20 protein-coding genes and 2 pseudogenes are annotated in these 25,080 nt (G+C 65.8%); 2 read left to right on the plus strand and 20 right to left on the minus strand.

The features are described 5' to 3' along the window. Window positions 1-28: 28 nt before the first annotated feature. From PVT71_RS28300 to PVT71_RS28335, 8 genes are all read right to left on the minus strand, one after another. Window positions 29-1,660, minus strand: coding sequence for a molecular chaperone GroEL (locus tag PVT71_RS28300; protein ID WP_353476687.1), 1,632 nt, complete (start codon window positions 1,658-1,660; stop codon window positions 29-31). A 61-nt stretch (window positions 1,661-1,721) separates the two neighbouring features. After that, window positions 1,722-2,525: an iron-sulfur cluster assembly protein gene (locus PVT71_RS28305; RefSeq protein ID WP_353476688.1), complete on the minus strand. Its 804-nt coding sequence runs from the start codon at window positions 2,523-2,525 to the stop codon at window positions 1,722-1,724. Between the two features lie 5 nt (window positions 2,526-2,530). Continuing rightward, window positions 2,531-3,553: an amidohydrolase family protein gene (locus PVT71_RS28310; protein ID WP_353476689.1), complete on the minus strand. Its 1,023-nt coding sequence runs from the start codon at window positions 3,551-3,553 to the stop codon at window positions 2,531-2,533. Between the two features lie 85 nt (window positions 3,554-3,638). Next, window positions 3,639-4,010: an MmoB/DmpM family protein gene (locus tag PVT71_RS28315; protein ID WP_353476690.1), complete on the minus strand. Its 372-nt coding sequence runs from the start codon at window positions 4,008-4,010 to the stop codon at window positions 3,639-3,641. A 23-nt stretch (window positions 4,011-4,033) separates the two neighbouring features. After that, the gene (locus PVT71_RS28320) at window positions 4,034-5,098 is read right to left on the minus strand and encodes an aromatic/alkene monooxygenase hydroxylase subunit beta (RefSeq protein ID WP_353476691.1); all 1,065 of its coding nucleotides are present in this window, start codon (window positions 5,096-5,098) and stop codon (window positions 4,034-4,036) included. Between the two features lie 52 nt (window positions 5,099-5,150). After that, window positions 5,151-6,209: a 2Fe-2S iron-sulfur cluster binding domain-containing protein gene (locus tag PVT71_RS28325; RefSeq protein ID WP_353476692.1), complete on the minus strand. Its 1,059-nt coding sequence runs from the start codon at window positions 6,207-6,209 to the stop codon at window positions 5,151-5,153. Between the two features lie 79 nt (window positions 6,210-6,288). Next, window positions 6,289-7,953, minus strand: coding sequence for an aromatic/alkene/methane monooxygenase hydroxylase/oxygenase subunit alpha (locus PVT71_RS28330; protein ID WP_353476693.1), 1,665 nt, complete (start codon window positions 7,951-7,953; stop codon window positions 6,289-6,291). 571 nt (window positions 7,954-8,524) lie between these two features. Continuing rightward, entirely contained in the window at window positions 8,525-9,778 is a 1,254-nt protein-coding gene (locus tag PVT71_RS28335; protein WP_353476694.1) for an RNA polymerase subunit sigma-54, read from the minus strand. A gap of 83 nt (window positions 9,779-9,861) precedes the next feature. Here PVT71_RS28335 and PVT71_RS28340 point away from each other — a divergent pair, with 83 nt between their 5' ends. Then, on the plus strand, window positions 9,862-10,830 hold the full coding sequence (locus PVT71_RS28340; protein WP_353476695.1) for a hypothetical protein: 969 nt from the start codon (window positions 9,862-9,864) through the stop codon (window positions 10,828-10,830). Between the two features lie 10 nt (window positions 10,831-10,840). Here the strand turns inward: PVT71_RS28340 and PVT71_RS28345 are convergent, their stop codons facing one another. The 3 genes from PVT71_RS28345 to PVT71_RS28355 are packed head-to-tail and all read right to left on the minus strand — an operon-like array spanning window position 10,841 to window position 12,474. Continuing rightward, window positions 10,841-11,020, minus strand: a complete 180-nt coding sequence (locus PVT71_RS28345; RefSeq protein ID WP_353476696.1) for a hypothetical protein — start codon at window positions 11,018-11,020, stop codon at window positions 10,841-10,843. A gap of 23 nt (window positions 11,021-11,043) precedes the next feature. After that, complete coding sequence (locus PVT71_RS28350; protein ID WP_353476697.1) at window positions 11,044-12,180, minus strand: hypothetical protein; 1,137 nt, start codon at window positions 12,178-12,180, stop codon at window positions 11,044-11,046. Next, complete coding sequence (locus PVT71_RS28355; RefSeq protein WP_353476698.1) at window positions 12,181-12,474, minus strand: hypothetical protein; 294 nt, start codon at window positions 12,472-12,474, stop codon at window positions 12,181-12,183. 271 nt (window positions 12,475-12,745) lie between these two features. Here PVT71_RS28355 and PVT71_RS28360 point away from each other — a divergent pair, with 271 nt between their 5' ends. Continuing rightward, a complete protein-coding gene (locus PVT71_RS28360; RefSeq protein ID WP_353476699.1) occupies window positions 12,746-13,678 on the plus strand; it encodes a GNAT family protein in 933 nt (310 codons plus the stop codon). A gap of 152 nt (window positions 13,679-13,830) precedes the next feature. Here the strand turns inward: PVT71_RS28360 and PVT71_RS28365 are convergent, their stop codons facing one another. From PVT71_RS28365 to PVT71_RS28405, 9 genes and pseudogenes are all read right to left on the minus strand, one after another. Continuing rightward, on the minus strand, window positions 13,831-14,760 hold the full coding sequence (locus PVT71_RS28365; protein WP_353476700.1) for a LysR substrate-binding domain-containing protein: 930 nt from the start codon (window positions 14,758-14,760) through the stop codon (window positions 13,831-13,833). Window positions 14,761-14,816: 56 nt separating this feature from the next. Next, entirely contained in the window at window positions 14,817-16,163 is a 1,347-nt protein-coding gene (locus PVT71_RS28370; RefSeq protein WP_353476701.1) for an FAD-binding oxidoreductase, read from the minus strand. Window positions 16,164-16,257: 94 nt separating this feature from the next. Next, entirely contained in the window at window positions 16,258-17,763 is a 1,506-nt protein-coding gene (locus PVT71_RS28375; RefSeq protein ID WP_353476702.1) for an aldehyde dehydrogenase, read from the minus strand. A gap of 4 nt (window positions 17,764-17,767) precedes the next feature. Beyond that, window positions 17,768-18,685 carry a dihydrodipicolinate synthase family protein gene (locus PVT71_RS28380; protein ID WP_353476703.1) on the minus strand — a complete coding sequence of 306 codons (918 nt, stop codon included), beginning with the start codon at window positions 18,683-18,685 and terminating at the stop codon, window positions 17,768-17,770. Window positions 18,686-18,707: 22 nt separating this feature from the next. Further along, window positions 18,708-20,006 carry a TRAP transporter large permease gene (locus PVT71_RS28385; RefSeq protein WP_353476704.1) on the minus strand — a complete coding sequence of 433 codons (1,299 nt, stop codon included), beginning with the start codon at window positions 20,004-20,006 and terminating at the stop codon, window positions 18,708-18,710. A gap of 3 nt (window positions 20,007-20,009) precedes the next feature. Next, window positions 20,010-20,498 carry a TRAP transporter small permease gene (locus PVT71_RS28390; protein WP_353476526.1) on the minus strand — a complete coding sequence of 163 codons (489 nt, stop codon included), beginning with the start codon at window positions 20,496-20,498 and terminating at the stop codon, window positions 20,010-20,012. A 68-nt stretch (window positions 20,499-20,566) separates the two neighbouring features. Further along, window positions 20,567-21,571: a TRAP transporter substrate-binding protein DctP gene (gene dctP / locus PVT71_RS28395; protein ID WP_353476527.1), complete on the minus strand. Its 1,005-nt coding sequence runs from the start codon at window positions 21,569-21,571 to the stop codon at window positions 20,567-20,569. 1,090 nt (window positions 21,572-22,661) lie between these two features. After that, window positions 22,662-23,848: pseudogene (locus PVT71_RS28400) on the minus strand (IS3 family transposase); the annotation flags it as partial. A 64-nt stretch (window positions 23,849-23,912) separates the two neighbouring features. Further along, window positions 23,913-24,475, minus strand: a pseudogene (locus PVT71_RS28405) (IS5 family transposase); the annotation flags it as partial. Window positions 24,476-25,080: the final 605 nt, after the last annotated feature.

The following is a 25,080-nucleotide window of genomic DNA, read 5'->3' on the forward strand; positions in this document are numbered from 1 at the left end:
GCGTTCTTCGAGCGCGGCGGGAAGGGGGTCAGGGACGGCCGAGAAGCTCGGCGCCGCCGCCGCGGGCGGGGCCCTCGGTCGGATCCGCCTCGCCCTCGGCGAGATCGGCGACCAGCGTCTCGGTGGTGAGGATCAGGGTCGCGACCGAGGCCGCGTTGACCAGTGCCGAGGCCGCCACGCGGGCCGGGTCGATGATCCCCGCCGCGAACATGTCGCCGTAGCTGCCGGTCGCGGCGTCGTAGCCATGCCCCGCGGCGCTCGAGGTCACCGCGTCCACCACCTGCTCGGCATCGGCCCCGGCGTTGGTCGCGATGCGGCGCAGCGGCTGGGTCAGCACCGAGCGGACAAGAGCGATGCCCTTGCCGATGTCCCCGATGGCGGCGAGGTTGTCGAGGACCGGCGCGGCCTGCGCGAGCGCCGTGCCCCCGCCCGCCACGACGCCATCCTCGGCGGCGGCGCGCACGGCGCAGAGCGCGTCCTCGATCAGCTGGATCTTGCGCTTCTGCTCGACCGGGGTGAAGCCGCCCGCGTAGAGGATGGCGCTGCCACCCGAGAGCTTGGCGAGCCGGTCGTGCAGCTTGTCCTGTTCGATGTTCGGCGGGGCGACCTCGTACATGCGCTGCACCTGGTTGCGCCGGGCCGCCACGGCCTGCGGATCGCCCGCGCCGCGCAGGACGCTGGTGGCAGAGGCCGTGGCGCGGACCATCTCGGCTCCGCCAAGCTGGGCGCGGGTGACGTTCTCGATCTTCTTGCCAAGATCGCGCGACAGCACCTCGCCGCCGGTGATGATGGCAAGATCGTCCATCATCGCGGTGCGCCAGTGGCCATATTCGGGCGGGTGCACGATCAGGAACCTGCCCGCGCCGCCGCCCTCGAGCAGGCGGATCACCACCTCGGGCGCGATTTCCTCGGCGATGATCAGCAGCGAGCGGCCTTCGCCCTCGGCGATGGAGATCGCGCCGTCCAGCGTCGAGGGCTGCAGGATCTTCTGGTCCGTCATCAGGATGAGCGGGTTGCGAAGGACCGCCTCCATGTGCTCGCGGTCCGTCACCATGTGGTGCGAGATGTAGCCGCGCTCGAAGGACATGCCCTCCATCACGTCCATGGTCGTCTCGATCGTGACGCCGAACTCGGCGGTGATGACGCCCTCCCGGCCGACCCGGCGGAAGGCTTCGGCCACGAGGTCGCCAAGCTCGGGATCCGTCGCCGAGACCCGGGCCACCGCCGCGAGATACTCGGGGTGCGTCGCGCAGTCGCGCGAGCTTTCGTCGATGGCGTTGATGATGCGCGCCACCGCCATGTCGATGCCCTTGCAGAGGTCCACCGGCTTCACGCCATTGTCGGTCAACGCGACCTCGCGCTGGATCAGCGCATTGGCCAGCACGATGGCGGTGGTGGTGCCGTCGCCCGCGACCTCGTTGGTCTGCATCGAGACCTCGCGCACGACCTGCGCGCCCATGTTCTCGAAGCGGTCGGTGAGTTCGATCTCGGACGCGATGCTCACCCCGTCGCGGGTGATGAGCGGCGTGCCGACGGGGCGGTCCACCATGGCGTTCAGCCCCTTCGGGCCGAGCGTCGGTTCCACCGCGGCCGCCAGCCGCGCGACGCCGCGCGCCAGCGCCTTGCGGGCGAATTTTCCATGTACAAGCAGCTTAGCCATGTCTTCCTCCATCACCGGGGCAAGCGCGCCGGTGTCCTCCCAAAACTCTTCTCTTCGTCGGTTACTTGCGGGCCGCCGCCTCGTGCCGGGGCGGCACCCGGTCCAGCAGGAAGTCCACGAGCGTGGGGCCGTCCTCGGCGACCCTCACCTCCTTGTAGCGGACCGAGGCCAGGCCTCGGCACAGTGCGCCGTTGAACTCCATGTTGATCCTCGTGCCGCGCAGGCGGTCGAGGTGGGCGGGAAATGCGTCTTCGGCGATGGGCCGCCCGTCCCAGGTCGGGAAGGCCGGATCCTCCGGGCCGCGCACCAGACCCCGGCTCACCAGAAGGTCGCGGTAGCGCGCCGCCTGGCGTGCCTCCTCGGCGGTGTCGAAGGTGACCCGGTCGAACGCCCGCAGCGACATGCCGACAAGATCGCCCGCCGCCAGCCCGCGCCGGCGCAGCGCCAGAAGCACGCTTTCCTGCCGCCGGTCATAGGCCTTTGCCAGGAAGGTCGCGGTGACCTCGGCAAGGTCGGCGCCGTTGCAATACTCGGAAAACACCTCCGAGAAGGGCCGGCCGCTGTTGACGCCCGCGTTGACCTCGTCGCCGAAGCAATGGTCCCGCAGCGTCACCCGCGCCTCGCGGACCCAGGGCATGGCGTCGATCTCGCGCCGGATGCCGAAGGCCATGAGGAAGGCGAAGTTGGGCGAGCACCAGTAGGTGGGAAGCCGGAAATCGACCTCCACCCGCCGCGCGTCGATGACCTCCACGCGCTCGACGAAGCCCATCTCGGTGACGGGTTCGTCGAGCTCGGGATCGGTCACCCTCTCGAGGCGTTCCCAGACGTCGGTCTCGAGATCGGCCCTGATGATGTCCGTCATCATCGCCCTTACTCCGCGGCCAGCTGCACCGGGGCGCCGGCGAGCTGCTTCTTCTTGGCCTCGACGTCGATGCCGTAGAGGCGCGCCGCGTTGAGGCCGAGGATCTTTTCCTTGATCGCGTCGGTCAGCTGCACGCCGCGTTCCTCGGCGATGTCGTCGGGGATCTGGAAGTTCCAGAACCGCTCGACCAGCCATTGCGGCGTCCAGATCGCGTAGTCCGAACCGAAGAGCAGCTTGTCCTCGCCGACCCAGAACAGCAGCTCGGCCAGCACCTCGGCAAAGTAGCGGGGCCGGGTGTGGATGAAGGGCAGGGCGACCGCGAGCCCGCCGTAGACGTTGGTCTCCTGCACGGCGATCCAGCAGAAATCGTCGAGCCGCGGCAGGCCGCAATGCTCGATGATCCAGTTGAGGTTCTGGAAATCGGTGGCGGCATAGTCCACGTCATGCACGTCGAAGGCGTCCTTCGACAGCGGGATGATCGTCGGGCCCTTGTGGACGTGGATGTTCCTGATCCCGAGCTTTTCGCAGAGCTCGAAGCACTTGTAGGCCTGCGGATCGTTGAGCGCCCAGCCCTTCGAGGCGCCGTTCCACTCGGCCGTGTACATCTTCACGCCGGTGATATCGAACTCCTCCTTCATGTAGTGGATGTATTCCAGCGCCTTCTCGCCGTCGCGCGGATCGAAGGTGCCGTTCACGATGAAGCGCTCGGGATGGCGCGCCGCCATGGTCGAGCTGCGTTCGATCGAGGAGAAGCCGTTCTTGTAGAAATCCGACAGGTAGGTGGACTGGATGATCGCCATGTCGTCCGGCCCGTCGATGAAGAGGTCGCGGTAGATGTCGTCGGCGGTGTATTTCTCGAACTTCGCCTTTGCCCAGAGCTGGTCCCTGGGGCTGAGGTTCGCGTGGTAGGCGTAGAAGCAGTCGATGAACTGCTTGCCGTGGATGTTGGACTGGTTCTCGGGGCTGCCGTCCCAGAAGTGGGTGTGGCCGTCCAGAATGAAGACCTCTTTTCCCTCGGGCGTCTTGTACATGGTGTCCTCCCTGATCTCGCTGTCTGAATGGAACTGCTGGAAAGAGGGGGCCGGCGGACCGGCCCCGGCGTGCCGGGGAAACCGGTCAGATGTATTCCATGACCTCGTCCATGTCCCCGAAGAGGATCACGGTGTTGTCGTCGACGCGGACCATCCGCCCGTAGTGGGTGGAGGTGTTGACCTCGAAGATCTCGGCGGTCATGTCGCGCCCGAGGTATTCGCTGATCTCGTCCATCTTGAAGATCAGCTTGCCCTCGCCGTCGATCCGGATGGTGGCCGGGTTGTAGGTGACGGTGACGTTCGGGTCCTGCTCCTCCATGAACTCGGCGATGGCGCGGGCCTCGACGCTGTCGTTCATCGTGACCCCGCATTGGTGCGAGATCGTCTGTTCGAAGGTGATGTCCTTCATCGACTTGAAGATGTTGCTCTTCGAGGCGTCGCGTGCGGCTGTCGACATGGTGTGTCTCCTCCCTGCTGTCGTTAGCGGCTGAGGCCGAGTTCGCCGAGGATCTGGCCGATGCGCTCGTGCGACACCGCCTTGACGTCCTCGAAGGAGACCGGCTTGGAATGGGGTTGCGACCAGATCGGCTGGAGCGCGGCGGCGGCCTTGTCGGCAAGCGCGCCATGCCTGGTGATCCAGGTCTGGAACAGCGCCTTGTTCTGGGCGCCGAACTCGGGATCGTTTGCCAGCAGGTAGATCAGGTCCACCGTGTTGGCGAGGTTGCGCTCGTAGTCGGCCTCCGCCGCCGAGATCACCGGGGGCGTGATGAAGTCGTTGTTCGCCGCCGCCGCCTGCATGAAGAAGCCGGAGCGGACCAGCTCGCCCACGAGGGGCTCGAAGACGATGTTGATGGCGAAATACTGCTCGAGGTAGTCCTCGCAGCCCATGATCGTCTCGACCGCCTCGCGGGTCGGCTGCCAGATAGGGTCTTCCAGCCAGGCCTTTTTGCCCAGCGTGTCGTCCCAGCCCTCGATGTCCATGCCGATCTCGGCGAGGTAGAGCGTGATGTCCTGCGCCAGCCGCATCTTGTAGGAAGAGTTGGTCAGCGTGGCGTTGTTGATCATCTGGGTGTAGCCGTAGCGCTGCGCCTGCATGAGCGAGGTGCCCAGACCGAACTCGGCATGTTTCCACGCGCCGAGGTGCTTCTGCAGGATGGTCGTCCAGACCTTGTCGAAGGCGGCCGGAGCCCCCGCCTTGCGCGCGTTGGCGATGACGTTCTGCACCATCGTCTCGATCCGCGACTGGCGCTGGTAGTGGGTGCGCTCCCATTCCTGGTCCGGGGCGCGGAAGGCATGCCAGTTCGAGGACTGCGCCTTGGTGTTGGTCTTCTGGTAGGCGCCGCCGCCCTTGCCGTTCTCGAACTCGATGATCCAGTTCTGGATCAGGTAGCGTTCGGGATCGGGCTGCACGTCGACGGTGACGTCCTCGTAATGCGTTGCCCGCTTGCCGCGCGGCTCGAAGTAGTTGTACCTGCGGCTCTTCGAGCCGACGAAGGTGGCGGCACCGGCCGCCCCGGATCCAACCGAGCTTGATGTTGCTACCATTGTAGCCTCCCTTTCCTTTGGTTTTTTCAATCCACTAGCGTTCGGGCCGGTCTCAGTGGCCCGAAGAACCAGAAGTGGTGGTGAAGCGGTCGAAGAAGATGCGATCGGAGTCGAAGTCGTGCATGAAGAGCACCGGCTGCAGCGCGTCGATCATCGGCGGCGGGCCGCAGGCGTAGACGTCGCCCTCGCCCTCGATCCCCAGCGCCCTGAGCCGCCGGTCCACGCATTCGTGGACGAAGCCGCGCTCTCCCGCCCAGCCGTTGCCCTCGGCCTCGTGGCTGAGGACGGGGATGAACTCGACGTTGGGGTTCGCTGCCGTCAACGCGCCGATCTCGTCGAGCTTGAAGAGGTCGGTCTGAGTGCGCGCGCCGTAGAAGAAGTAGACCGGCCGGGTCTCGCCGCTGACCACCTGGTCCCTGAGGATCGACCAGACCGGCGACATGCCAGAGCCCGCGCCGACGAGGATCATGGGTCCGTCTCGCTCTTCCCGTCGGAAGCACATTCCGTAGGGGCCTCGCACCGAGACGTCGGCTCCGGCGCGGATACCGCCGTTGTCGAGCTCGTTCGAGAACCGTCCGTCGGGGTATTTCTTGATGATGAACGAGAGTTTCTGGGTTTCGCTCGGCGGATTTGCCATGGAGAACGAGCGTGTAATCGTCTCCCCCTCTTCGGTCCTGACGGAGATGTCGACATATTGGCCCGCCCAGAATTTCAAAGGCGCATCCAGCTCGATCTGGACGCCCCGGATGTCATGGGTCAGCTTCTGGAAATCGACGATCTTGCCGGAGAACTGCTTCACCGGAATGGACTTGGAGAGCACCTCCTCGTCGTAGTTCAGCAGCTCGATCTCGACGTCGCTCCAGACGAGGGTCCGGCACATCAGGACGTGGCCGGTCTCCTTCTCGCTGTCGTTCAGCGCGAAGGTCGAGTATTTGAGCATCTCGGTCTCGCCCTCGAGCTGGACGCATTTGCAGGCCGAGCACTGACCCTCCTTGCAGCCGTGCGGCAGCGCGATGCCCTGTCGGAACGCCGCGTCGAGGACGGTCTCGCCCTCTTCGACCTCGAACTCGACGCCTACCGGCTCCAATCGGACGGTATGGATGTCCGCCATGTCTGTCTTCTCCCTGGTGTGGCCGCGTTTTCCCGGCGCGGACCGGTGGGGAGGCCGGTGGGCGGCCTCCCCGCATCGCTCAGTTGCAAGGATTGATGGTGAAGCCCTTGCGGTACTCGGCGACATGGGCGTCGCGGTCGGCGTCGGACATGGCGCGCAGCATGTTGAGCGGCGAGCGCAGCGTGTGGCCGCGGACGTGCTCGAGCTTCCACATGTCCTTGTCGTCGAAGCGCAGGTGCGGCTGCGGCACCAGCGTCTGGCCGTCGTCACGCACGAAGTTCAGATCGACGATGGCGTCGGCGAGATCCCAGCCGTCGTAGACCGTCTCCCATTCGCGCTTGCCCGAGAACTTGCCCATCGCCGGCGTCGGCCGGCCCTGGTACTCGTCGGCAAAGGCCTCGACGGCGGTCCAGCGGTCGAGCTCGTGGGCGAAGGTGTGCCACTGGCCGTCGATCTGGTCGATCACCATGTCCTCGCGGATGAGGCAGGGCACGAGGCAGGACCAGCAGCGGTGCGGGTAGACGTAGCCGGTCTCCTCGTTGAAGGTGATCACCTTCTCACCCGGCTTCGAGAGCTTCCCGTACCATTTCCAGAAATCGCCGAACTCGGCGTACCAGCCCGGGTACTTGTGCTCGAACCATTCGAAGTCCTTGTCGGTCTGCGCCTCGATCCGCCAGAAGTTCACCGGCCAGCCGACGGCGAAGAACTGGGCGACCTTGTGGACGTAGTTCTTCTCGGTGATGCGCTTCCAGGCTTCCTGCACGTCGTCGTGGTGTACCTTCACGCCGTATTTCTCGAGCGGCAGCATGTAGGTGCGGTAGTAGTCCTCGAAGATCCAGCGGTGCCACATCTCCGCGTAGGATTCCTTGTCCTTGTCGCGGTTGGTGGTGCCGTATTCGATGAACGTGCCGATGGCCGCGTCGACGATCGCGTGGTTCTGCCAGAAGGCGTAGCGCAGGTCGCGTTCCAGCAGCAGGTGGTTCTCGGGCTCCTTCAGCGCGGCCATCAGCATCGAGTGGCCGTTGCCAATGTGCCGGCTCTCGTCGGACTGCACCGACAGGAACACGGTCGGCAGCGCATAGTCACCGTTGCGCGCCGCCTCGGAGGGCATGGCGACGAAGAGCGTGTTGGTGAAGGCGGTTTCCGCGACCACGGTCAGGTACATGCAGGCGGCGGTCATGGTGTCGCCGGTGATGAAGCCCTCGCCGAACTGCCGCCCGATGGTGGTGGCATAGCACTTGCCGAAGGCTTCCTCGGTGATGTCGAACCCGGCGGGGTCGATGTAGTTCTCCATGTACCACTTCTTCAGGTTCATCTGGATCGTGGAATGGCGGAACTCGTCGACCATCTGCATGGTGAAGCCGGTGCGCAGATCCTCGCCGGGGGCCAGGCGGGCGACCATGGCCATCGAGCGGGCTGCGGAAATCTCGGGGAAGGGGATGATCGCCAGGAAGAGCTTCATCCACTCGACCCAGCGCGGTTCCACGTTGCGGAACATGTCGCCGCGCAGGGCGGCATCGAGCGCGCCGTAGACCCGGTTGTCCTTCTCTTCCTGCATCGGGAAGTAGGAGCGCAGGACCTGCTTCATCGGGTCGCGCGGCGCCTTCGAGATCTTGTAGTCGGTGGGGAAGGTGTTGGCTTCCTGAACAAAGGTGGGGTTCCACCCGAGATCGGAAATCTTCTTGGTGGCCTCCCCGACCGAAATCCCGCGCTGAGACGTGATCTTGTTGAGCGTCAAAGTCATGCCATGAGCCTCCTCGGAGCTCTGCGACCGGGGACCCGGCCGCGATTGGCGGCTTTCGCCGTTGCGATAGAGCGCCCACGTCATCCGGGACGCCGGTTCCGGCAAAGGTTGAGAAGCCTCACGTGCCCGCCCCGGTTGCCCTGCCTGCCCGGTCTGGGCCGGCCCTCGGCAACGGCGACGGATCCCGTCTCCCTGTCCTTCGTTCTTTGGCGGCCTCCCGTCTGGACGACCGCAAGCTGTCTTGTGCGGTTCTTCCTGCACGGCCCGTTCCAGAACGGGGGGAAATGAGGGTCGGGAGACAGGGAAGTAGTTTAAGTAATTGAAATATTTTGATTAAAAATCTTGGGACCCTGATGATTTCCGCGCGCGGCTGTCCGGGTCGGTCCCGAGGCGCGCGGACGCTGTCGCAAATCTTTACGGTTTCGTTACGGTTTCGCCTGCGGAGCTTTACAAACCGCCCAACAGGTCAGCATTACACTCTCAAAACGCTCACGCGGACCGCAGTTCCCTGCGTGCCGAGATCCGCGTGACAAGATCGGTGGAAAGGCCTCGGCGACCGCCGGAGGCGCTGTCAGGGACGCTGCCGCCGCTTGTGAGCAGGCGGCAAGCCAAGCTCCTGCCGGTACTTGGCGACCACCCGCCGGGACACAGCGAGACCCTCGGCCTCCAGCATCCCGGCAAGGCACTCGTCGGTCAGCGGCGCGGCGGGATCCTCGGACCGCAGCAAGGCGCGGATGCGGGTCAGGACCCGGGGTTTCGAGGGGCCTGCGCCGGTTGACGCGGCCCCGGCGCAGAGTGCCCTTGCCTCGAACATGCCGTTCGGGCCCTCGATCAGCAGTCCGTTGAGGACGCGGCTCACCGTGCTGGGGTTGAAGCCGGTTGCAGCGGCAATCTCCGCCATGGTCAGCGGGCAGAGCGCGCCGGGGCCGTCGCGGAAGAAGTCGCCCTGCCGGTCGACCAGCGCGCGGACGACCCTCTCCTGCGCCGAGCGCCGCAGGTCGAGCGCGTGTTTCAGCGCCCTTGCCCGCATCCGGGCCTCGCGCAGGCCGCGGCAGGGTTGCCCGGCCGCGAGGGGGGCCACGCGAATGTCGCGGTGCCCGGCCAGGGGCAGTTCGACGCTCCAGCCGCCCCGCTCCCACGTCACGCGCACGTCCGGCTCGCGCGCCAGCGTGGGATCGCAGGCAAAGGCCGCGCCGGGTTTCGGATCGCAGCGCCGGATCGCCGAGAGGCACGCCGTGACCCGGGCAGGCGGCAGCGCTGCGGCCTCTGCCACGCCCTGAACGCCGCCGCGCTCCATCGCGCCAAGGTTCGCGACGACGCGCGCCATCTCGGCCGTCCAGAGATCGCGCTCGACGAGTTGCAGCCGCAGGCAGTCCGCGAGGTCACGCGCAAAGAGCCCGGCGGGAGAGACCTTCTTCTGCACCAGCGCCAGCGCGGCCAGCAGGGTCGGCTCGCCGAGGCCGAGATCTTGGGCGATCAGGGACAAGGGCCGTCCCAGCCAGCCGGAGGGCTCCAGGTCCTCGATCAGCGCGAGAACGACGCGGCGCACGGGCCCCTCGTGCAGGAGCAGCGTGCCAAGCTCGCGCATGACGTGGTCGTAGAGGCTGCTCGCGGCATCGGCGGTGGTGTCCTCGATGATGCCGGAAATGCTGCCCGAGACGCGCGCCGCCTGCCGCGAAGAGCGCACCAGCAGCATCGGGTTGTCGCGCCCCGCATCGGCCAGATGCTCGTCGAGCTCGTCCGCCGACATCTGCAGCACGCCGATGAGTTGGCTGACCTTGAAGGTCTGCGTCTGCCGCGCATCGAGACGAAGCCCGGCGGACATCAGCAACGCCCCCCACAAAGCGCTGGCCTGCGGCCGAAAGACCGGTCTATCCTTCTCGCGATCCCTATCCGTGATGTTGCGCCATGAGCGATCGAAATCCCGTGGACGGTGTCATTCCCCTGGAAAGCGCGCCGCCCGACCTGTCCTATCCCGGAGTGTCGCCGCAGCTTCTGGCGCGGGTGAGCCAGCTCTGGTCCGCGCGGGGCCTGGATTTCCACGGTGTCTGGCGGCACAGCCTGCGCAGCCTGCCCGGCTTCCGTGCGCTGCCGCGCGTCGACGGCTCGGCCACGAGCGCGCAGGTCGACCTGGTGTTTCTCTTCGACCAGGGCGTGATCTGGGCCAGGGCCTTTCACGCCGCGACGGCCGCGGGCCATCGCCACTCGGTCCCCGGCCTTTCCGGGGCGCAGTGGTACGGGCTGGCTGGGGTCTCCGCCCGGTTGATCGAACAGCTCTCGGCGCTGCGGTTGCTTGCGCTCACCGACCTGCCGATGCCGGCGATGCAGATCGCCCGATCGATCTCCGAGGACGCGGACATGGCCCTGGTCCTGCTGATCCGCGCCCGGCTCGCCGAGAATTTCGCCCAGTGCCGCACGCCCGACAGCGCCAGCGATTTCTGGCGACGGCATATCGCCGGAGGCCGGGCGTTCCGCGCGATTTCCGAGCGGCTCTATTCGGTGGGCATCGACCATTCCGACGACACCGACTACGCGAAATGGCGGCGCAGCGTCCTGACCACACTGGGGGCGGCGGTGCACAGCAACGCGCTGCGGACGGATACGCCCGGGCGTCGGGATGGCCAGATCCTGCTGAACGACGACAGCCTTCATTTCGCGACCTTCAGACTGCATGAACTCTGCGCCTTTGCGCAGCTCCTGAAGCCCGAACTGACCGACATCCTCGCGGCGGCCGGCATCGCCGCCTTGGACGACGACGGCGGCGCGCGCAGCCTTGCGCCGCTTGCCGCCCCGCTGAGCGGCATCCTTGTCAATCAGATCCAGAGCCTCGCCTCCCCCGCTCCGGCCCGCGCGTCCGGCGGGCCGAAGCGGCACTAGCCCTGCGCCGCTAGTGCCGCGGATCCTCCTGCCGCCCGAAGCGGTTCTCGGCGATCCAGCGGGCGGCAAGGATCAGCGCGCCGGTGGCGAAGTCCTTGCCATGATCCTCGACCATCTCTTCGGCGATCTTGGCGAGGCTCTGGAAGTACCTGTCCTTGCTCAGTTCCTCGGCGGTGAGTGTCGCGTTCATTGGGTCTCCTCCCGAATGCGGTCTCATTTGAACATCGATTTGGGGAAGGTCACGATGGCGGCCGTGCCATCATCGCTGCCCAGGGCCAGGTGGCTGCCATCCGCGGACCAGGACAGCGCGGTCACCGCACGGCCGGTGCCTTCGCGCAGCATCATCTCGTCGCGCTGGCCGATGCGGCTGAGGGTGACGAGGCCGTTTGCATAGCCCACCGCGCAAAGATCGCGGGCGGGATGCGCCGCGACGGCCTCGACGAGGGTGAGACCCGCGCGACCGGTTTCGATCGCCTCCCCCCCGTGATCGCCGAAGGGAAGGTCTGGCAGCCGCCAGCCCACCGTCCTGAAGGCGCCCGAGGCGATCAGCGCCCGCGCCGGAGCGCTGAAGGCGACCTGGCCAACCGGCGCCGGGAAATCGACGATGCGGTCGGCTTGGCGGGCCTGCGTATCGTAGAGAAGCAGTGCCTTCTCGCGGCACCCGCCGGCGATCCAGCGTCCGTCCGGCGACCATGCCAGGTCGAGGAGATCGCCTTCGCCCTCAACCGTGGCGACGACCGCGGCGGTAGCAAGGTCGACCAGCGTCAGCGACCCGGGGCGCCAGCAGGCCAGCGTCCGGCCGTCGGGAGACAGGCGCAGGCGCCGGACGCCGTGCGCGAGCGGGACCGAGCCCGGCAAGGCGGCGCCATCCGGGCCGAATATCTTCAGCTCGCTTCCCTGCACCGCGGCCAGACCGCCTTCGCCGGGCAGGTCACAGAGGGCATCGAAGGGTGCGGGACTGCCCTGCGCGATCCGCAGGAACTGACCGCGCGCGGTGGCGCGCCAGAGCCCGCCGTCGAGGCCGATGGCCGCAAACCCCTCCGTACCGAGGCGGCACATGCCGGGCTCCTCCCTGACAACGGGCTCGCCGGTGCCGAACGCCGCGGGCAGGCCGTTCTTCCGGGGGCGGATGCTCATGCGTCCGGTGTCGAACTCGACCCGCATCCGCGTTTCGGGATGTTCGGAATCCGCCACCGGCAGGAAGCGGACCGAGCCGTCCGAACAGGGCGCCGCGACGGCGGTCTGGGATGCGTTGAAGACGAGTTGCGCAACCGGGCAGCCGAGATCCCACGCCCGGCCGATCAGATCGAAAAGCGACAGTGCTCCCTGCGGAGTTCCATGATGTGTCATCTACTCTTCCTCGCGGGCCACGGCGGCCTCCAATTCCCTGTCCAGATCGGCAAGCTGCAGTTCGAGCTCGCGGATCGCGTCAATGGTGGCCTGCAGGGCCGCGTAGACCTGCCCGCGCGCCTCGTCGCGTTGCGTGCTGGTGGTCCCGTCGGCTTCGTCCTTCATGTCGAGCACCATCATTCCCCCGGCCAACTGGCTCAGGCGCAGGTGTTCGGCGTTCGCCGAGGCGATGGATTGAATGGTGCACAGCCGGGCGGAGAGAATGTCCGGGATCGAGCGCGGCTGACCTGTCATCGGCGCGCCCTCCTATCCCGGCGGCGGTCTATTGCAGCGTTGAACACCGGCGCCTCCCTCCCTCGAGTGTGCGGTCGGTCAAGGTCTGCACATGCTAGCGCGGCCGCGGGGGGCCACAAAGAAATCCGCCATGGCCGGGCGGTTTTTCCCGCCTTCGGGCGAGGTCGGAGGGGGATCCGTAAAGTTCCCTTACGGTCGCGGGAAACCCTGTGTAACGCTTTGTTTCGATTAAATCTTCGCTGCAGCGCAGCTTTTTTCGCCGCAGGGCAGAATGACGAATCGCGAGGCTTGCCTTGATCCGCCTCCGTCCCGCATGCTGGGGTCCTTTCCGATGGGCAGGCCGAAGATGGATCGATACCCGCAGCGTCTGGAGCAAGGAGATTTCTGCCTCAGGCCGATGACGCGCAGCGATCTGCCCGCCGTCAGCCAGCAGCTCGGGGCGCTCGAGACCGCCCGGTGGCTGGCGGCCGTGCCGCACCCGTTCCTGCAGTCGGATGCGGAGGTCTTCTGGCGCCACGCGATGGACCCGGCGCAGCGTGTCCGGATCATCGAGTGCGGCGGAGATGTTGCCGGATGTCTTGGGCTCGGTGCCTCGGTCTGGTTCTGGCTCGAGCCCGCGCAGCGGGGCAGGGGGCTCATGCAGCGCGTCTTGCGCGCGGCGATCTCCTGCCATTTCGCGGCTACCCTTGCCCCGCCGCTGATCGCCACCTGTCGCCGGGACAACCAGTCCTCGGCCGGGGTGCTGGCGGTGACGGGGTTCGCGCGGGCACCTGCCTCCCGCAGGATGTTCTTTCAGGCGACGCACGCCGCGCAGGACTGCCATGACTACGTGATGACCGCCGGGCAATGGCACCTGCTGAACCCGCCGCGTCTCGAGGCTTGCGGGTTGATATTGCGCCCGGTGCGACAGCAGGACGCCCCTGCGGCGGTACGGATGCTGCCCTTCGCGGCGACAGCGAGGCCCGCGATCTGGCCCTCGCCGGAAGACATGCACGGGTTCATCGAGCGCCATCGCTGCCGGTCGCCCCTGTGCGGGCTCTTTGCATTGGAGGACGAGATGCGCTGCCTGATCGCGCTGGCGCTCATTGACCGCGAGGCCTCTGCCTTTTCGCTCCTGTGTCCCGAGCCACGGAACAGGGACCGATGCGAAGACGCGATCCGGCAAGTTCTCGGCGTTCCGAACGGGCACGGGGCGGGCTCTTGAACGGCGGGTCCCAAGCCATAATCCGGCTTGAGGAAAGAACGATGCCTTGCTCTTTTGCGCACCGTTCTCAGGGCTTGGCCGTTGTGGCTTTGTCGCTCCTGATTGCTCGATCCGAGATGAAACGCCGCGAAAATCTTCCTCGTCGGTGAATCTCAGGAAACGCGCCACGTCTCGAAGAGCATCTGGGTGAAGGCCGCGACATGCGGTGTGTCGAGGCGCGCGGGGTTGCGCTTCAGGTAGTAGACCCGGCCGCTGTCGAGGGTCTCGTCGAAGAGCCGCACCAGCCGGCCCTGCTGGACCAGGTCCTCGACGAGGTGGTGCCAGCCCAGCATGATGCCCTCGCCGTCGAGCGCCGCCTCGGTCAGCGTCGCGTAGTTGTTGGTGGTCAGGATCGGGCGTGGCGGCTCGGCCTCGGGCAGGTGCTCGCGGAACCAGTCGTCCCAGCTCAGCGGATACCAGGCGATCGCCTCGCTGGCCCAGTGCATGCGGTGGAGCTCCATGAGGCCGGCGTTCTGCAGGTCGTCGGGACTGGCGAGCGTGCCGAAGCGCTCGAGGTAGGAGGGCGCGCAGACCGGGGTGACGGTCTCGCGGAAGAGCGGGATCATGTCCTCGCCCGGCGGCCTGCGGTCGTTGCCGCAGATCAGCGCCATGTCCACCTCCTCGAAATTCGAGAGCGTGTCGTTCTCGTCCGAGGAGAGCAGCACGAAGCGGGTGCCGGGGTGGCTCTGGCGAAATCGCGCGGCCATGGGGCGGAACCAGAAGGTGATGGCGGCATTGGTGCCCGCGCAGGTGATCGTGCTCTCGTCGGCGGACTGGCCGACCCGTGCCGCGGCATCGGCCAGCGCGTCGAGCCCGAGGGTCACCGCCGCCAGCAGCGTGCGCCCCTCCTGCGTCAGTTCGAGCGCGTTGTGCTGGCGGTGGAAGAGCCGTGCGCCGAGCCCCTTCTCGAGCGCGCGGATCTGCTGGCTGATCGCCGCCTGCGTCACGTTGAGCTCGGTCGCGGCCTGGGTGAAGGAGAGGTGCTTGGCCGCCACCTCGAAGGTCGCGAAGGAGCCGAGCGAGGGCAGGAACCTGCGTCTCACGGAGCGCGACTGCCTCGGGGTGCCTGTCATCGCCAGCCTCGCCTTTCGCCGGATCGTCACTCGCTGCGCGCCTGGTGCTCGCGCCACCGAATGAACATGTTCGCCCCGATCCTGGCAAGGGGCGCGGGCGGCAGGCGGGTTGGTTCCGGCTCCTGTGCGAAAAAGCGGGTGATCTCGCTCTCGTGGCCAAGCGCCTGCTCCGCGGCGCAAATCCCGGTCAGCGTGCCGCGCGCGGTGCCGAGACCGTTCTGGCAGCAGGCGGCGAAGAGTCCGTCGTCGAGCCGGCCGGTGACCGAGACATGGTTGCGCGATAGGCAGAGGTGCCCGGACCAGCCGTGCGCCATCTTCACCCCGGCCAGCTGGGGGAACCGGTCGGCAAATTTCTGGCGCATGACACCCTCGGCGTGGCGCATCTGCGCGGGGGTGGTCTCCATGCCCGGCTCCATCGTCGCGATGCTGCGGGTGACGATGCGGTTGCCGCCCTGGCCGATGCTGATCCGGCGCAGCGTGGTGCCCATGGGATCCGAGGGGGTGATGCCCCAGCAGGGCGCGCCGCCGAGACGCTGCAGCGCCTCGGGCGAGAGCTCCTCGGTCATGCAGGCGAAAAGGAAGATGTGCATCAGCCGGTTGCGCATGAAGCCGAAGCTCTCGAGATGGCCATTGGTGGCCATGATGACCTGCCCGGCGTGCAGCTCACCTGCGAGGCTGCGCAGGGTCCATGCGTCGTTGCCGCGGTCGAGCGAGAGGACCGGACTGTCCTCGAAGAGGCGGATGTGGCGCGCCAGCCCGGCGGCGAGGCCGCGGACATAGCCGGCTGGTTGCAGCATCACCGTGCCCGGCGTGTAGAGCCCCGACAGGTAGTGGCGGCTGCCGGTCAGCTCGAACATCGCCTGCGCGTCCAGCGCCTCGTGTGGCTCCTCCAGCGTGGCGAGATGCGCGGCATAGGAGAGGTTCTGGCGGTGGCTCTTGTCGCCGGCCGCGCCGTTGACCTTGCCGTCGCGGCGGAAGAACTCGGGCGAGATGCCAAGCTCCTGCACCGCCTCGGCGGCAAAGGCGATGGCGGCGCGGTTGGTGCGGATGACCCGCTGGTCCTGCGCCTTGGTCTCGCCGGCGTAATTGTCCGAGGTCAGCTCGTGCGGCAGGTCGATCATGAAGCCGGAGTTGCGGCCCGAGGCGCCCTGACCGATGCGGCCGGCGTCGATGAGCGCGATCCTTGCCTGCGGCGCCAGCTGGAGCAGGCGGCGCGCGGCGCTGAGCCCGGCGAAGCCGCCGCCGATCACCGCGACATCGCAGGTCTGCGTGCCCTGCAGCGGCGCATGGGGCGCGCGCGGGCCGAGGATCGCGTCCCAGGCGGCGGCCCCGGTGTGCCGCGGGGTGCGGCGGGCGGTGTAGCTTCGAGACATGGGGAAACTCCCGAAACCGGGGCCGGAGCCCACGGGGGCATTGAGGTGCGCAAGGGGGGCGGGGGCGGGCAGGGTGCCGCCCCCGGAGGGAAGGTCAGTCGACAGTGTCGCCGGCGTCATCGCTCAGGTCGAGCCAGATCGTCTTCAGCTGGGTGTACTGGTCATGCGCGTGGATGGAGTTGTCGCGCCCGCCGAAGCCCGACTGCTTGTAGCCGCCGAACGGGGTCGAGATGTCACCCTCACCGAAGCTGTTCACGGTGACGGTGCCGGCGCGGATCATCCGCGCGCCGCGGATGGCGCGCTTGGCGTTCGACGTGAAGATCGAGGCCGCCAGCCCGTAGTCGGTGTCATTGGCGACGCGGATCGCCTCCTCGAAGCTCCCGACCTCGATCACCGACAGGATCGGACCGAAGATCTCCTCGCGGGCGAGCACATGGTCATTGCCGGGGATCTCGACGACGGTGGGCGAGACATGGGTGCCGTTGGCCTCGCCGCCGATCACCACCTTGCCCTTGCCGACCTTGCCGAGATAGCCCGCGACCTTGTCGTAATGCGCCTTGGAGACAAGCGCGCCGATGCGGGTCTCGGGGTCGAGCGGATCGCCGACCGGCCATTCGCGGGCATGGGCGGCGACCTTCTCGAGGAGCCTTGCCTTGACGCCCGACTGCACGATCAGCCGCGAGGCCGCCGAGCAGTTCTCGCCCATGTTCCAGAACGCACCGTTGACCACATGCGCCGCGACCACGTCGAGGTTCTCGGCGTCATCGAGCACGATGCAGGGGTTCTTGCCGCCCATCTCGAGCACGACTTCCTTGAGGTTGCTGTCGGCCGAATAGTGCAGGAAGCGCCGGCCGGTGGCGGTGGAGCCGGTGAAGGAGACCATGTCGACATCGGGGTGACGGCCCAGCGGCTCGCCGACCTCGGCGCCGCTGCCGGTCACGACGTTCAGCACGCCCGCGGGCAGGCCGGCCTCCATCGCCAGCTCGGCGAGGCGCAGCGTCGAGAGCGAAGTCTCGGCCGCCGGCTTGACCACCACCGAGCAGCCCGCGGCCAGCGCCGGGCCGATCTTCCACGCCAGCATCAGCAGCGGGAAGTTCCATGGCAGCACGAGGCCGACCACGCCGACCGCCTCGCGCACGACTAGCGCGATGTGGCTGTCCGAGGACGGGGCGACCTGATCGTAGATCTTGTCGATCAGCTCGGCGTGCCACTTGAGGCAATGGATGGTCTCGGGGATGTCGGTGGTGGCGCAGTCGTAGACCGGCTTGCCGCTGTCGATGCTTTCCAGCACGGCCAGCTCGGGCTGGTTGCGTTCGAGCAGCTTCACCAGCTTCAGCAGCACCTCCTTGCGCGCGCCCGGATGCAGGCGCGACCAGCGCCCGTCCTCGAAGGCCTCGCGCGCCTTGGCAACGGCGAAGTCCACGTCCTCGGACCCGCAGGCGGCCACATCGGCCAACTTGGCGCCGGTGGCGGGGTTCACCGTCTCGAAGGTCCTGCCCGACTGCGCCGGGCGGAAGCTGCCGTCGATGAAGGCGTTCACCGGCAGGTCGAGGGACTTGGCGAGGGCTGCGTATTCAGCCTTTGTCAGAAGATCGGTCATCGGATCAGTTCCCTGCCTTGATGTCTGCGATGGTGGTCTTGAGCACGCGGATCACCTGTTCGAGCTCGCGCTTCTCGTCGATGTTGAGCCCCTTGAGCGGCGGGCGCATGCCGCCGGTGGGCACGGCCTGCACGGTGGTGCCGTGCTTGACGCATTGGATGAACTTGCCGCCCTGCTCGAGCACGCGCATCAGCGGCATCATCGCCGACATGATCTTGCGGCCTTTCACGAAGTCGCCGTTCAGCACGCAGGTCTCGTAGAGGTAGACGTGTTCCTCGGGCAGGAAGTTCGAGCCGGCGCAGATCCAGCTGCGCGCGCCCCAGGCGAAGAACTCCAGCGCCTGGTCGTCCATGCCGCAGGACATCTGGATGTGCGGGTAGTCGCGGGCCAGCAGGTGGACGCGGTTGATGTCTCCCGAGCTTTCCTTGATGCCGATCACGTTGCGCGAGCGGCTGACGCGGTTCAGGAACTCCTCGCCCATGCTGACGCCCATCCGGCCGGGGTAGTTGTAGAGGATGATCGGCAGGTCGGCGGCGCGGTCGATGGCCAGCGCGTTCAGCGCGTTCTCGCGCTCCGTCGGCACCGAGTAGGGCGGGGTGCCAAGCAGCAGCGCATCGGCGCCCATCTCGCGCGCGCCTTTCGCCAGCGCGATGCTGTCCTCGGTGCGCATCGCGCCGGTACCGACGATGACCGGCAGGCGGCCCTTCGTGGCCTCGGTGATGAACGTCGCCAGCTGCAGGCGCTCCTCGACGGTCTGGGCGTAGTTCTCGCCGGTCGAGCCGCCCGAGATCAGGCCGTGCACGCCCTTTTCGATGAGGTGTTCGACGATGTCGGCGAGGCGATCCAGGTTGAACGAGCCGTCCGCGTTCAGCGGGGTGACGAGCGGGGTGTAGATCCCCTCGAGTGTCAGTCTGAAGGTCATGGTGTCACCTTTCGGAAGGGGATCAGGGCAGGTAGCCGGCGGCGCGCGGCAGGAAGAGCGAGAGGTCCGGCCAGTAGGTCGTCACCAGCATCACGGGCAGCGCGGCAAAGGTCATGAAGAAGAGCGCGGGGCGGATCACGTCCTTCATCCCGACCTTGCCGACGCGGCAGGCCATGAAGAGGATCGGGGCCATCGGCGGGCTGTTCGCGCCGATCACCACCGAGGTGCCGATGATCGCGGCGAAATGCACCGGGTCGACGCCGATCGACTGCATCACCGGCACCACCAGCGGGCTGATGATGGCGATCACGCTGACGTCGTCCATGATCATGCCGAGCAGGATCAGGAAGACGTTGACCAGGAGCAGGATCAGCACCGGGCTCTCGAAGGTGCCGAGCAGCAGGTCGGTCAGCGCCTGCGGCACGCGCTCGAGGGTGAAGATGCGCGAGGCGACGAAGCTGAACACCAGGATGATCATGATGACGCCCGTGGTGGTGGCCGCCTCGACGACCGCCGAGAGCAGGCTCTTCAGCGTCAGCTCGCGGTAGACGAAGAAGCCGACGGGTATGGCGTAGACGACGGAGAGCGCCGCGGCCTCGGTCGGGGTGAAGATGCCGCCGTAGATGCCGCCGAGGATCAGCACCGGCAGCAGCAGGGCGGGGGCGGCCTTCCAGCCGTCCGAGCCGATGGCGCGGGCGCGCACCGCCCAGCTCATCACGTCCTTGCTGTTGCCGCCGTTGCGCCGGACGTGCAGCGTGTTCAGCACCGACAGCACGATCATCAGCAGGATGCCCGGCCCGATGGTGGCGAGGAAGCAGGCGGCGACCGATTGCTTGGTGACCACGGCGAAGAGGATCATGGTGATCGACGGCGGGATGAGCAGCCCCAGCAGCGACGAGATGCCGAGCAGCGCCGAGGTGTAGCCACGGCTGTAGCCATGCTTTTCCATCGGGTCGATCATGATCGAGCCGATCGAGGCGACCGCCGCCGAGCCGGTGCCCGAGATCGCCCCGAAGACGCCGCAGGCCACCACCATCGAGGTCCCCATGCCGGTGCGCGAGCGCCCGACGAGGGTCTCGACGAATTCCACCAGCCGCCGTGCCAGCCCGCCAGACTGCATCAGGTAGCCGGTCATCACGAAGAGCGGCAGCGCGGTCAGGATGATCGAGTTGACCGACCAGAAGCCGGTGGTCATCAGCGACGAGATGTCGACGTCATAGGCCAGCGACAGCACCAGCGTCATGGCGGCGAAGGAGAAGACCACCGGCACGCCCAGCATCATGAGCGCCACGACGGCGAGAATTGCGTAGACGGCTCCCATCGGTCAGGACTCCTTGCCGCTGAGGTCGCGGACCAGGTCCCGCGCGAGGTAGAGAACGAAGCAGAACGCCGCGAAGAGCAGGCTGGCCTGGCTGACCCACATGGGCAGCGAGAAGACCGGCGTGCTCTGGCCGCGCTCGACGCCCCAGGAGACGAGGCTCCAGGCCCAGGCGGTGAAGAAGATCGCCAGCACGAGCGAGATGAAGGTGGTCACGGTGCCGATGATCCGCAGCTTGCGCGGGTCGCTCACCATGACCGACATGAAGTCCGCCGCGAGGTGCGAGCGCTCGCGCGAGGCGAGCACCGCGCCGCACATGTAGAACCACATCACGCTGAAGAGGACGATCTCCTCGAGCCCGAACACCGGGTGCTCGAGCGCCGAGCGAAAGAAGATGCCGACCACCAGCATCACCGCGACGGCGAGCCCGGTGAGCACGACGACGGCCTTCAGCACGAAACCGAGAAGCTGATCGAGACGGGAAAGAAGGGGCACCATGATCTCCGGATCCTTGAGTTGGGGAGGGAGCGGGCGCAGGGCGTGCCTGCGCCCGGACGGCGGCCTTACTCGGGGCTCGAGGCGTTGGCGCGAACCTTGTCCATGATCTCGCTGCCGACCACGTCCTCGATCTGCGGCCAGACCTCGGCGCGGACCCGTTCGACCCAGGCGCCCTTCTGCTCGGGGGTCGGCACGATGTATTCCATGCCGCGCTCCTGCGCTGTCCTGATCCACTTCTCGTCCTCGGCGCGGGCGGCCTGGAACTGCGCCGAGATCACCTCGCCGGCGGCCTCGGTCAGGATGCCCTGGTCCTCCGCGTCGAGCGCGCTCCAGCTGCCCTCGTTCATCAGCAGGTAGAAGGTCGAGAAGTTGTGCGAGGACTGCACGAAGTAGTCGAGCTGGTCGCCGAAATACTCGACGTCCCAGTAGATGACGTTCGAGCTGTCGCCGTCGACGACGCCGGTCTGGATCGAGGTGTAGACCTCGGACCAGTCGATCGGCACGGCCTGGAAACCCATGGCCTGGACGGTCTGCGGCAGCGGGAAGATCGGCTGCGAGCGCACCTTCATGCCCTGCGCCTCCTCGAAGGAGGTGGCAGCGGCGCCCTTGGTGGCGATCCCGCCGAAGCCCTCGGGGAAGGGGCCGAAGTAGTGCAGGCCCATGTCCTTGTAGATCGGCTGCACGACATCGCTGATCCAGCCACCCTCTGAATAGCTCTCGATGGCGTCGTCCCAGCCCATCACGAGGTAGGGCGTGAACATCACCGACATGCGCTGGTCGTAGGAGGTCTGCGGCCAGGTGATCATCATGTCGACATTGCCGCGCACGAACTGGTCGAAGAGCTCCTGCTGGCCGCCGAGTTCGCCCTGGAAGAAGACATCGACGCGGATGCGGCCGTCGGATTTCTCGCCGATCTTCTCGGCCCAGGCGGTCATGGCCTTGCCCACCGGGCTCTCGCGGTCGCCGGCCTCGCTGGTCAACACGAGGCGGTGCTCACCCCCGGCAAAGACGGCACTGCCGAGCGACGCGAGAATTGCGATGGCCGCGGTGGATGCGAATATTTGTTTCATGAAGGCCCCTGCTGGCGAAATTATGGTTCTTTGCGTGGCGATGATGTCGCGGCAGAGGGGCCTTCGTCGCAAACGACAATTTCGGCGGGCAGGACATAAGCTGAAGCTTATGGTGTCATAAAAGTGCAATGGCGCAGGCGGTTAGGCTACAGCGGGCCGATTGCGCTGTTTCAGAGATTCAGGCTGGAAGTTCTGGCGCGGCTTTGCTGGGGACACGCAGGAGGGCGTGGGGCCGGTGTCGGCCTCGACCAGTTCCTTCGGTCCTTGCGGTGGAGCCAGAGGCATTCCGTCTGGTCCGAGTGAAGCTCCGGTGTGTTCAAACCCGCGCCTTGGACCTCGAACCGAACGATTTCGGTTCCACACGTGCTGCGCCTTATGAAAGGTTGAGACCTCTCAAGTGCGCTGCTGCGGGCGGTTGAAGTAAAAACCCTGCCACGGAGTCGTGTGAGCTGACCCCAGCGAGTGGTCCGGGTTAAATGCTTCCGGCACCGGTAGATCGTGTGCTGCGATATCCCGATCTGGCGCACTGCATCGGCCATCGAAGGGCTCTGGCCAAGCAGCATCTCGACCTTACGTAACTTGGGGACAGTGTCTTCCACCTTCTCTCGCTATCCAGCCATTCCGTATTCGTCAAATTCACCATAATCCTACCGGACTTCGCGCATTGTCGGTGGACCAGTTCAAAGGGGCTGACTCCCGAGTCTTGTGCGTCTGTGCAACGCTGGACATGGAACTTCGGCCAAATATTTCACATAATTTCCCTTATCCGTCTACCACCTGTGTAACGGTGCGCGCTACCATCAAGTGCGACTCCTATTAAAAACAGATAGTTATCTATTGGAGTAAGACTGCCATGGGAGCGGTTTACGCGCAACTCAGTGCTAAGGAACGTGTCCAGATCGAACTCTGGTAACTGGCAAAGGTCCCTGTCCGGCAGATGGCGCGCGTACCGACAGACTGGAGGCGTGCTGCCTCTTCGGGACAAGCCCGGAGTAAGCAGCACGCTACGTTTCTCCGTCGTAGTGACCTGCTCCCCATAGAGTCCGTGCTTATGAGTAGCCCTGTTCAGGGTTTGGTCCTCTACTGACCGTTGGTGATACTCCCACGGAGTGAGCCCGTCGAGGCTCGTGTGGGGGCGGTGGTGGTTGTAGTCGTCGCGCCACGCCTCGATCAGGATCGTCCATCGAGACGCCATCGGTCCGAGCCCGATGGGCGATGGCATGGCGCAGATTGGCGAACAGGTGCTCATTGAGGCATTCGTCACGCAGCCGTCCATTGAAGCTCTCGACGAAGCCGTTCTGCATCGGTTTTCCCGGAGCGTTGTAGTGCCATTCGACCCGGCGCTCCTCCTGCCATTTGAGGATGGCGTTCGAGGTCAGCTCCGTGCCGCTCGCCATTGTCCTCGGACCAATGGCGGACAAGGCTCGCTCACTGACCACCATGCATGGATAGCCTCGCACCCGAGCGATGCTGTCGAGCTCACGCCCAACGCGCTGCCCTGACAGCGAGGTGTCCACGACCGCGGCCAGGCATTCCCGGCTGAAGTCGTCGATGACGCAGAGCACCCGGAAGCGGCGACCATCGAGCAGGCTGTCTGACACGAAGTCCAGCGACCAGCGCTGGTTCGGCCCCTGCGGGATCGCCATGGGCGCCCTGGTCCCCAGGGCCCGCTTGCGACCGCCCCGTTTACGGACTGTTAAGCCTTCTTCTCGGTAGATGCGGTAGAGCTTCTTCCAGTTCACCTTCCAGCCTTCGCGGCCAAGAAGCAGGTGCAGCCTTCGATAGCCGAAGCGACGCCGTTCGCTGGACAGCTCGTTCAGCCTCTCTCGCAGCTCGGTGTCCGCAGGTCTGGTTGATCGTCGTCTGTAGATACGCGGATCGATCCCGGCCAGGGCAGCGGCCCGTCGCTGGCTATAGCTCTTCTCTGTCATGGCCCAGTCCACGGCTTTCCGCCTCGCACCGGGCTTCAGAAGTTTTTTCCCAGCATCTCCTTGCGCGTGGCGACATCGAGCATCTGCTCCGCCAGCGTTGTTCGGGGCAAACGCCCCACTGGGGCCTTTGCTGATCCCTCCAACTCTTCAGCTTCGCGTTCTCGGCCTCAAGCGCCTTCAGCCGTTTGGCCTCCGACACTTCCATGCCCCCATACTTCGAGCGCCACTTGTAGAACGTGCCATCGCTGACGCCGTGCTTCCGGCAGAGCTCCTTGGCGCCTATCCCGGCTTGGTGCTCCTTCAGGATGCCAATGATCTGCTCTTTTCTGAAACGGCTTTTCCGCATCGTCTGTCTCCTCGTTTCGAGAACAGGCTAACCTCAAACCGCGGACTTTTCAGGGGAGCAGGTCAACCTTTATTCCCTCGTATTTAAAAGCTTCTCTGAACCAATCGGCGTCACAGCCGCTGTCGGCCAGAAGCCAACCCGCCTGCGGTAGGCCGATCAGCGGCGCGGCCGCGCCGGTGTAATCACTCACCGGACCGGCCAACATGTAGAACCCGGTTGTCCCTCCCTTGTCGTCGGTGAAGCCATGCAAATTGGTGTTCATACCGACTTTTGTCCGGCCGATCTGGCGTCCACGCCCCAGATTTCACCCGCAGGCTCGATGCCGTCCGGTGTGACTATAGATAGGTCGCCTCCATCATGATCGTCTTGTGCTCGACGCTCGCGGCGGCCAGGCCGGTTTTGATCCGGGCGAGCCCCCGTTGTCGCTCCAACGTTCCAGCGGTAATTAAGGGTCTTTGCCGGGCAGTATTCGTTCGGCGCATCACACCACCGCAACCCATTGCGATTGATAAAGACTATGCCGCTGAGGACACGACGATCATCGACACAGGGTTTGCCATGGCTCTTGGGAAAGAACGGCTTCAGGCGCGCCATCTGGGCATCGGTCAGCCAGAAAAGATTGCTCATCGATCAGGTCTCCTTGCGGAACCTGAATCACGTCAAAATTTCGAAATCAATGGGTGTGGAGCCTAGATTTTGTTACGGCTATATGCTATTTATGCGTATCTTAATTTTCCTTACTCTTAGATAAGGGCGAATATTATGAGGACGAAATATTCCCTAGTTCTTTATGTCGCCAGCATTTATTTTGGCCTTGCTCTTCAATCTGCTGCGAAATCGCCTGGAGCTTCATGTTTCGGTCACGGCAGGGGTGTACCCCACTTCTGCGCCACCGTTCCTGAAGTCGGTGCGGAAGGAGCGTTGATCGCAGTTGCCTTTGTGATTGGTGCGCTCGCCATCATAGTCGCGAACCGGCGTCGCAGGCTCTCTGACCAAAACCTAGATCAGTAGAAGACTAGGTGCGTAGGTCTCAAGCTGCGCAACATTGTCGTTTTCCATGATGCTTAGGCTTTTCGCGGTGCCTGGAGCCTTGGTGGTAGAGTATCTCCTGCTCTTCCTGACCTTAGCCCATTTTCACGACGGGGATGTGATCGCATCCCTGCCACCTGTGGTTCGGACGGTACTTTCGCTGTCCCCTGCCCTTGTTGGCGTTCTGATAGCCTCTACATGCT

Origin of the sequence: Salipiger sp. H15, assembly GCF_040409955.1 — a bacterium.
Lineage (GTDB): Bacteria > Pseudomonadota > Alphaproteobacteria > Rhodobacterales > Rhodobacteraceae > Salipiger.

Coding starts and splice junctions, on each gene's coding strand:
- PVT71_RS28310 (WP_353476689.1), bottom strand. CDS start 3,553: ATGTACAAGACGCCCGAGGGAAAAGAGGTCTTCATTCTGGACGGCCAC.
- PVT71_RS28360 (WP_353476699.1), top strand. CDS start 12,746: ATGACGAATCGCGAGGCTTGCCTTGATCCGCCTCCGTCCCGCATGCTG.
- PVT71_RS28385 (WP_353476704.1), bottom strand. CDS start 20,006: ATGGGAGCCGTCTACGCAATTCTCGCCGTCGTGGCGCTCATGATGCTG.
- dctP (WP_353476527.1), bottom strand. CDS start 21,571: ATGAAACAAATATTCGCATCCACCGCGGCCATCGCAATTCTCGCGTCG.
- PVT71_RS28340 (WP_353476695.1), top strand. CDS start 9,862: ATGAGCGATCGAAATCCCGTGGACGGTGTCATTCCCCTGGAAAGCGCG.
- PVT71_RS28305 (WP_353476688.1), bottom strand. CDS start 2,525: ATGATGACGGACATCATCAGGGCCGATCTCGAGACCGACGTCTGGGAA.
- PVT71_RS28315 (WP_353476690.1), bottom strand. CDS start 4,010: ATGTCGACAGCCGCACGCGACGCCTCGAAGAGCAACATCTTCAAGTCG.
- PVT71_RS28330 (WP_353476693.1), bottom strand. CDS start 7,953: ATGACTTTGACGCTCAACAAGATCACGTCTCAGCGCGGGATTTCGGTC.
- PVT71_RS28325 (WP_353476692.1), bottom strand. CDS start 6,209: ATGGCGGACATCCATACCGTCCGATTGGAGCCGGTAGGCGTCGAGTTC.
- PVT71_RS28375 (WP_353476702.1), bottom strand. CDS start 17,763: ATGACCGATCTTCTGACAAAGGCTGAATACGCAGCCCTCGCCAAGTCC.
- PVT71_RS28345 (WP_353476696.1), bottom strand. CDS start 11,020: ATGAACGCGACACTCACCGCCGAGGAACTGAGCAAGGACAGGTACTTC.
- PVT71_RS28350 (WP_353476697.1), bottom strand. CDS start 12,180: ATGACACATCATGGAACTCCGCAGGGAGCACTGTCGCTTTTCGATCTG.
- PVT71_RS28320 (WP_353476691.1), bottom strand. CDS start 5,098: ATGGTAGCAACATCAAGCTCGGTTGGATCCGGGGCGGCCGGTGCCGCC.
- PVT71_RS28370 (WP_353476701.1), bottom strand. CDS start 16,163: ATGTCTCGAAGCTACACCGCCCGCCGCACCCCGCGGCACACCGGGGCC.
- PVT71_RS28335 (WP_353476694.1), bottom strand. CDS start 9,778: ATGTCCGCCGGGCTTCGTCTCGATGCGCGGCAGACGCAGACCTTCAAG.
- PVT71_RS28380 (WP_353476703.1), bottom strand. CDS start 18,685: ATGACCTTCAGACTGACACTCGAGGGGATCTACACCCCGCTCGTCACC.
- PVT71_RS28300 (WP_353476687.1), bottom strand. CDS start 1,660: ATGGCTAAGCTGCTTGTACATGGAAAATTCGCCCGCAAGGCGCTGGCG.
- PVT71_RS28355 (WP_353476698.1), bottom strand. CDS start 12,474: ATGACAGGTCAGCCGCGCTCGATCCCGGACATTCTCTCCGCCCGGCTG.